At 60.8% G+C, this 5,171-nt stretch carries 5 protein-coding genes; all 5 read left to right on the top strand.

Annotation, left to right across the window (positions count from 1 at the left end):
• The first annotated feature begins 97 nt into the window (after positions 1–97).
• Entirely contained in the window at positions 98–1,126 is a 1,029-nt protein-coding gene (locus NUV89_RS27340) for a Gfo/Idh/MocA family oxidoreductase (protein ID WP_257783764.1), read from the top strand.
• Positions 1,127–1,254: 128 nt separating this feature from the next.
• Complete coding sequence (locus NUV89_RS27335) at positions 1,255–1,431, top strand: hypothetical protein (protein WP_257783763.1); 177 nt, start codon at positions 1,255–1,257, stop codon at positions 1,429–1,431.
• A gap of 49 nt (positions 1,432–1,480) precedes the next feature.
• Positions 1,481–2,416, top strand: coding sequence for a sugar ABC transporter substrate-binding protein (locus NUV89_RS27330; protein WP_257783762.1), 936 nt, complete (start codon positions 1,481–1,483; stop codon positions 2,414–2,416).
• Between the two features lie 56 nt (positions 2,417–2,472).
• Positions 2,473–4,026 (top strand): sugar ABC transporter ATP-binding protein, encoded by a 1,554-nt coding sequence (locus tag NUV89_RS27325; RefSeq protein ID WP_257783761.1) that lies wholly within the window; start codon positions 2,473–2,475, stop codon positions 4,024–4,026.
• A gap of 28 nt (positions 4,027–4,054) precedes the next feature.
• On the top strand, positions 4,055–5,077 hold the full coding sequence (locus tag NUV89_RS27320; RefSeq protein WP_124526318.1) for an ABC transporter permease: 1,023 nt from the start codon (positions 4,055–4,057) through the stop codon (positions 5,075–5,077).
• Positions 5,078–5,171 lie beyond the last annotated feature (94 nt).

The following is a 5,171-nucleotide window of genomic DNA, read 5'->3' as shown; positions in this document are numbered from 1 at the left end:
ACATCAGCTACAGATAGGCTGACTGACACGCCGCATTCGCGAGCAAGCCCGCTCCCACATTTGGATTGGGTGTCCACTGCTTAGAAGGAGTGAAATCATGCGCATCGGACTAGTCGGCTACGGCCACGGAGGGCGCTTTTTTCATGCGCCGCTGATTGCAACCTTGCCCGGCGCCACCTTTGTCGGTGTCGTCACACGATCCCCCGAACGCCGAAAGCAGTTGGCGAGCGACCACCCCGGCCTCAAGGCCTTCGACTCCATAGGCCAGATCGTCGAAGCCGGCGTTGATGCCCTGGTCATCTCCACCACCCTCAAGGGCCGACCCGCCCTGGTGCTGGAAGCCATCGAACACGGCATCCCGGTGGTCAGCGACAAACCCTTCGCCGCCAATGCCGAACAGGCCCAGGCATTGATTACCGCCGCCGAACGCCATGAAGTGCTGCTCAGCGTCTACCAGAACCGGCGCTGGGACTCGGACTACCTGACCCTGCGCAAACTCATCGATGCCGGTGCCCTGGGCACTATCACCCGCTTTGAATCCCGTGTGGAGCGCTACAGCCCGCAGGCCGTCGGCAATGCCAGCGGCGGCGGTTGGCTGCGTGACCTCGGCAGCCATCTGGTGGACCAGGCCCTGCAACTGTTCGGCCCCGTGGACCGCGTATTCGCGCAGTTGCAGTTCAGCGCGGAGCACCCGAGCCTCGACCACGGCTTCTTTGTCGCCCTGACCCACGCCAACGGGGTGATTTCCCACCTGTGGGGCAGTGCGTTGCAAAACAGCCAGGCGCCGCGTTTTCGGGTGAGTGGCACCTTGGGTTGCTACACCGTCGAGGGGCTGGACGGCCAGGAAGACGCCTTGATGGCCGGCAAGACCCCGAAAACCGAAGGTGAGCACTGGGGCGCGGAAGAACACCGGCGCTGGGGCTGGTTCGAACAAGGCCCGGAGCGGGAGCGGGTGCCGTCGGAAAAGGGCTGCTGGACACAGTTCTATCAGCAGTTGCAACGGGCTGTGCAAGGGCAGGGGTCGTTGCCGGTGGATGCCTATGACGCGTTGGAAACCACCCGTATATTGGACGCCGCACGCCTCAGCGCCGAGCGCCAGCAGGTGGTTTCAACAAAAATAGAATAAAATTCTAAAACAGGTTGATATGGAAATTATTTTCCAATAAAGTCTTTTCCAGGTTGCATAAAGTACGTCTCGGGCTCGATCCCGGCGGCTCAACAAAAACAAGATCAAAAACAACCAGGTACCGTCAGATGAAAATCTTCAACGCTGTACTGCGAGTTTTACGCCCAGCCCTTGCGCCCCGCGGCCTGCCCCGCGCCCGGCCGTTCTACTTCTCCTTTCTCAATGTGTTGTGCGTCGAAAACAAAGGCGCCCTGGTCTGCTGCATTCCAGGTGCCCCCGTCGTTCGGCTGCCTGCCGAACGCTGATAAACGCAACGTCTAAAAAAACCAACAAGAAAGTGGAGACAGACCGTTCATGAAGACCCCGATCCGTTTTACCGCGCTGGCCCTATCGCTGTTGTTTTCCAGCGGCGCAGCCCTGGCGGCCGATCTGAAAGTCGGCGTGACCTTTTCCAGCTTCGATGATAACTACCTGACCAGCGTTCGCGGCTACATGGAGCAATACGTCAAGGCGCTGCCCAAGGGCGATGGCGTGCAGTTGCAGTTCGAAGACGCACGCGCTGACGTGGTCAAGCAACTGAGCCAGGTAGAGAGTTTCATCAGCCAGAAGGTCGATGCGATTATCGTCACGCCGGTGGATACCGCCTCGACGGCGCGCATCAGCAAAGCCGCGACCGAAGCCGGGATTCCACTGGTGTACGTCAATCGCCGGCCAGACCAGAAGGACTTGCCCAAAGGCGTGGCGGCGGTGACCTCCGACGACGAAGAGGCCGGCCGGTTGCAGATGCAGTACATCGCCGAAAAAATGGGCGGCAAGGGCAATATCGTGATTCTGCTGGGTGACCTGGCAAACAACTCCACGACCAACCGCACCAAGGGCATCAAGGATGTCCTGAAAAAATACCCCGACATCAAGATCGAGCAGGAGCAGACCGGTATCTGGCTGCGTGACCGCGGCATGACCCTGACCAACGATTGGCTGACCCAAGGCCGCGAGTTCAACGCCGTGCTCTCCAACAACGACGAAATGGCGATTGGCGCGGCCATGGCCCTCAAGTCCTCCGGGAGCAAGCCGGGCAGCGTATTGATTGCCGGTGTGGACGGCACCACAGATGGCCTGAACGCGATCGCCAAGGGCGAAATGGCCGCGTCGGTCTTCCAGGATGCCAAGGGCCAAGGCGTCGGCGCGGTGGACGCGGCACGCAAGTTGGCGAACAAGGAGACGACCGAACAGAACATCGTCATCCCGTTCAAACTGATCACGCTGGACAACCTCAAAGACTTCAAATAACAACAATAAGCCAGCAGGGCAGCTGTGCGGTTGCCCTGCCGATGGAGTACCTCCCTATGCTCGCTCAAGCCACTGTCTCGCAGCCTCCCGGTGCCCAGCCGATTGAGTTGGAAGAACCCTACCTGTTGGAAATCGTCAACATCAGCAAAGGCTTTCCCGGCGTCGTGGCCCTGGCCGATGTGCAACTGCGCGTACGCCCCGGGACGGTGCTGGCGCTGATGGGCGAGAACGGTGCGGGCAAATCGACGTTGATGAAAATCATCGCTGGCATCTACCAGCCCGACGCCGGGGAAATCCGCCTGCGGGGCAAGCCCATCGTGTTCGAGACGCCGCTGGCGGCGCAAAAAGCCGGGATCGCGATGATCCACCAGGAACTCAACCTGATGCCGCACATGAGCATCGCCGAGAACATCTGGATCGGCCGCGAACAGCTCAACGGCCTGCACATGGTCAACCACCGCGAAATGCACCGCTGCACCGCCGAGTTGCTGGCCCGCCTGCGGATCAACCTGGACCCGGAAGAACACGTCGGCAACCTGAGCATCGCCGAGCGGCAGATGGTCGAGATTGCCAAGGCGGTGTCCTACGACTCCGACATCCTCATCATGGATGAACCGACCTCGGCCATTACCGACAAGGAAGTGGCCCACCTGTTTTCGATCATTGCCGACCTCAAGTCCCAGGGCAAAGGCATCGTCTACATCACACACAAAATGAACGAAGTGTTTGCGATTGCCGATGAAGTGGCAGTGTTCCGCGACGGTCATTACATCGGCCTGCAACGCGCCGACAGCATGAACAGCGACAGCCTGATCTCGATGATGGTGGGCCGTGAGCTGAGCCAGTTGTTCCCGGTGCGCGAGACGCCCATCGGTGACCTGCTGATGTCGGTGCGCGAGCTGACCCTGGACGGCGTGTTCAAGAACGTCTCGTTCGACCTGCACGCCGGCGAGATCCTCGGCATTGCCGGGTTGATGGGCTCGGGCCGCACCAACGTGGCCGAGACTATTTTCGGCATCACCCCCAGCAGCAGCGGCCAGGTCACCCTGGACGGCAAGGCGGTGCGCATCACCGACCCGCACATGGCCATCGAGAAAGGCTTTGCGCTGTTGACCGAGGACCGCAAGCTCAGCGGCCTGTTCCCCTGCCTGTCGGTGCTGGAAAACATGGAAATGGCCGTGCTGCCGCACTATTCGGGCAACGGTTTTATCCAGCAGAAAGCCCTGCGCGCGCTGTGCGAGGACATGTGCAAGAAGCTGCGGGTGAAAACCCCGTCCCTGGAGCAGTGCATCGACACCTTGTCCGGTGGCAACCAGCAAAAAGCCTTGCTCGCGCGCTGGTTGATGACCAACCCACGCTTGCTGATCCTCGATGAGCCGACGCGGGGCATCGACGTCGGCGCCAAGGCCGAGATCTACCGCTTGATCTCCTTCCTCGCCAGCGAAGGCATGGCGGTGATCATGATTTCGTCGGAGCTGCCTGAAGTGCTGGGCATGAGCGACCGGGTCATGGTGATGCACGAAGGCGAATTGATGGGCACCCTGGACCGTTCCGAGGCGACCCAGGAAAAAGTCATGCAGTTGGCTTCCGGTATGACGGCAGTTCACTGACGTACAGAATAAAAAAAGGTGATGGGCTATGAACGCAATAACGGATAACAAACCGGCCACGGCGCCAACCAAAACCCGCCGGCGCATGCCGACCGAGCTGAGCATCTTCCTGGTGCTGATCGGCATCGGCCTGGTGTTCGAGTTGTTTGGCTGGATCGTGCGTGACCAGAGCTTCCTGATGAACTCCCAGCGCCTGGTGCTGATGATCCTGCAAGTGTCGATCATCGGCCTGCTGGCGATTGGCGTGACCCAGGTGATTATCACCACCGGGATTGACCTGTCATCCGGCTCGGTGCTGGCGCTGTCGGCGATGATCGCTGCCAGTTTGGCGCAGACTTCCGACTTTTCCCGGGCCGTTTTCCCCAGCCTGACGGACTTGCCGGTGTGGATCCCGGTGGCGATGGGGCTGGGCGTGGGGCTGCTGGCGGGGGCGATCAACGGCAGCATCATTGCCGTGACCGGTATCCCGCCGTTCATTGCCACCCTCGGCATGATGGTCTCGGCCCGTGGCCTGGCGCGTTACTACACCGAAGGCCAGCCGGTGAGCATGCTCTCGGACTCGTACACGGCCATCGGCCATGGCGCGATGCCGGTGGTGATCTTCCTGGTGGTGGCGGTGATCTTCCACATTGCCCTGCGTTACACCAAGTACGGTAAGTACACCTACGCCATTGGCGGCAACATGCAGGCGGCGCGCACGTCCGGGATCAACGTCAAGCGCCACCTCATCATCGTCTACAGCATCGCAGGACTCTTGGCGGGCCTGGCCGGCGTGGTGGCCTCGGCGCGTGCGGCCACCGGGCAGGCGGGCATGGGCATGTCCTACGAGCTGGATGCGATTGCGGCTGCCGTGATCGGCGGCACCAGCCTGGCGGGCGGGGTAGGGCGCATCACCGGCACGGTGATCGGCGCACTGATCCTGGGCGTGATGGCCAGCGGGTTTACCTTTGTCGGGGTGGATGCGTATATCCAGGACATCATCAAGGGCCTGATTATTGTGGTGGCGGTGGTCATCGACCAATACCGCAACAAGCGCAAGCTCAAACGCTGACTCAACCTCCTGCCAGGCGCAGGGCAAAAATGTGGGAGCGGGCTTGCTCGCGAAAGCGGTGTATCAGTCACTGATGTATTGACTGCAAGACCGC

This window comes from Pseudomonas sp. 18.1.10 (genome assembly GCF_024655625.1).
GTDB lineage: Bacteria > Pseudomonadota > Gammaproteobacteria > Pseudomonadales > Pseudomonadaceae > Aquipseudomonas.
The sequence above is the reverse complement of the archived record's forward strand: the minus strand, read 5'-3'. Positions and strand labels throughout refer to the sequence as shown.